The organism is Streptomyces flavofungini (genome assembly GCF_041028215.1).
GTDB classification, from domain to species: domain Bacteria; phylum Actinomycetota; class Actinomycetes; order Streptomycetales; family Streptomycetaceae; genus Streptomyces; species Streptomyces flavofungini_B.
Map to the genome: position 1 here is coordinate 1 of NZ_JASKYR010000965.1, position 2,664 is coordinate 2,664.

At 74.3% G+C, this 2,664-nt stretch carries 2 protein-coding genes; both read right to left on the minus strand.

Translation table 11 applies throughout. The features are described 5' to 3' along the window. Positions 1-1,404, minus strand: a 1,404-nt coding sequence (locus AB8Z36_RS37170) for a sigma-70 family RNA polymerase sigma factor (RefSeq protein ID WP_369217796.1), incomplete at its 3' end; no start/stop codon positions are given. A 252-nt stretch (positions 1,405-1,656) separates the two neighbouring features. Beyond that, positions 1,657-2,430, minus strand: coding sequence for a TetR/AcrR family transcriptional regulator (locus AB8Z36_RS37175; RefSeq protein WP_369217797.1), 774 nt, complete (start codon positions 2,428-2,430; stop codon positions 1,657-1,659). Positions 2,431-2,664 lie beyond the last annotated feature (234 nt).

The window sequence follows — 2,664 nt, forward strand, 5'->3', positions numbered from 1 at the left end:
GACCGGCGGGGCCGGTGCAGGCTCGGGGCCGGAGGACGGCGGCCTCTGCGGCACGATCGACTCCGAGACCGCGGGCGCGTCCGCCTTGGGCGGCGGATCGTCCTTCGGCCTGCCGCCCCCGCCGGTGAGGGCGATCGCCGCGACCACCCCGGCCGCCACCACGATGCCCGCCGCGATACCGGCCTTCGCCGGGGCGCCGAGCCCCTCGGACGCGGCGGCACCGCCCGCGGCGGACCCGCCGGAGGAACCGCCCACGGCGGCACTGGCCGCACCGGCCCCGGCGCTGGCCGCGGCACCGCCGCCGACGAGCGCGGCCACCTTCGCGTAACCGGCGGCGCCGAACCAGCCGATGACCGCGATCGGCACGACGGCGGGGATGCCGCTGGCCACGTCCTTGATCTGGCCCGCGGCAAGACGGCACGTGGCGCACTCCGCCAGGTGTTTGCGCAGGCCGCGCTCGGCGCGGGTGCGCAGGCCGCCGCGGGCGTAGGCGCCGAGGCGGTCGGCGTAGCGGGCGCACTCCTCGTTCTCGGTGAGCGTGGCGCTGACGTGGGCCTGCAAATAGGCCTGTTTCAATCCCTCGCGGGCGCGGCTCGCGAGCACCCGTGTGCCGTTCGCGTCGAGGCCGAAGAGCGTGGCGACCTCGCTCGGCGACTCGTCCTCGACCTCCGTGTGCCAGAGCACGGCCTGCCAGCGCTCGGGCAGGCTCCTGAAGGCCCGCATCGCCATGGACTGCTCGGCCTCGTGCATCGCGCGGACGTCCGCGCCCAGGTCCAGGGTGTCGTCGTCGGAGATCTCCGAGGACCGCGCCGCCTGGGCCGCGAAGACCGCGAAGTCCTCGACGAGCTGCTCCCGCTTCGCCGACTTCGTCCACCCCGCGGCGACCCGCCTGACGGTGGTCAGCAGATAGGCGCGCACGGCGTGCTCGGGCCCGCTGCCGCCGCGCACCGCCTGGAGCATCCGGGCGAAGACCTCCGCGGTGAGGTCCTCGGCGGTGTGCGCGTCGCGGCAGCAGGTGCGTGCGTAGCGCCGGACCGCCTCGGCGTGCCTGCGGTACAGCTCCTCGTACGCCGAGTCGTCGCCCGCCCGCATCCGCGTGATCAGGTCGGCGTCGGCCGTGGGCGCTTCGGCTCCGGTGGACGCCCGGCCGCTCGCGTCGCCCGCGCGCTGCGTGGGCACGCTGGGGCCCTGCGGTGCTTGCGGCGGGCGTTCCGCACGTCCGGCCGCTGCCGGTTCCGAGAGTCCGGACGAGGCACCTGTGCCGCCGCGTCCGCCCTGGGACGGCACCTGCCCCGGTGGCAGGGCGTCCCCCGTCGGCAGGCCGCCGGAATCCGTGCCGCCGCTCCCCGGGGGGGCCTCCCCGGCGGAGTCGGCGGGCGGCTCGTCCCGACCGTCAGCACTCATCGCGGAACGCCCCCGGTTGCACACTCAGACCCGAACACCGGGAAAGAGTGGCACACGGCCGCGCTCCGGTCGGCGGCCTCGACGGGCAACCACCCGTCCGGGGTGCGTTACCGCAATCGAGCACTACCGTTCACTCATTCGGGGAAGGCTCAACGTTTGATGTCAGCGACACGGCCGAGCCTCACGACGAGCCCTCCGCCGAACGACCGAACGACTGAAGGACCGAACGTCCGGGTGTGGCGCGGCCTCACCTCACGCGGGCCGCGACCGGAGCCCTTCGAGCAGGATGTCGAGCAGCCGCGACGAGGCGGCGGCCTGCTGGGCGGCGTCCGGCAGCGAGGGCGCCGCGGTCGCTATCACCAGCAGGACGTCCGAGACGGTGACGTCCGGACGCAGCTCACCCGCGGCACGGGCCCGCTCGACGAGACGGCCGACGACGTCGAGGAGCGTCGCCGCCCCGGCGTCGTCGCCCGCGCCCAGGGAGGCGGACTCCTCCGCGGGCGCCTGGCGCTGTTCGATCAGGCGCAGGTCGGGCGAGCCCGGGGAGGACTGCCGCTGCTGCGGCACCCGTGCCCCGTCCTCCGGGGCGGCGTCCTCGACGCCCACCCGCAGCACCTGGGGCGGCAGCAGCCGCCCCGCCCCCGAGGCCACGGACGTCCGCAGGAAGCGCGAGAGCGCCGACCACGGCTCGTCCTCCTGCCCGAGCGCCGCACGCGCCTGGTCGGTCAGCCGGGAGGTCTCCTCCTCGGCTATGCGCCTGACCAGGACGTCCTTGCTCGGGAAGCGTCGGTAGACGGTGCCGACACCGACCCGCGCGCGGCGCGCCACGTCTTCCATCGGCGCGCCGTAACCCAGCTCGCCGAAGACCTCGCGGGCCGCACGAAGTACATGTTCGAGATTGCGCTGTGCGTCGACACGCAGCGGTGTCGTGCGCGCTCCTTCCCCCAGGTCGCGTCCGTTTCCGCCCGGGCCGACGGCTGAGGCCGACGCGGCAGCGGAAGTCCAGTGAGTCTCCTGAATGTGCATACACGTTCCCCCGGTAATGACGTCTCCCCCCGGAGACACTCCCCGCCATTGACAACCGGCGTGTGAGGAGCGAGCCCTTCCGCGGGCCGGAACCCCGGCCCGACGAGCGCATCCCCCCGACACCCCGACGTCACACGAACATAGTTGAGCCAGAGTCAATTCAGAAGGGGTGGGTTCCGCACGGAGCGCCCCCCGATCGGAGTACGCACCGTTTCAGGCCTTATTGCACCCCAT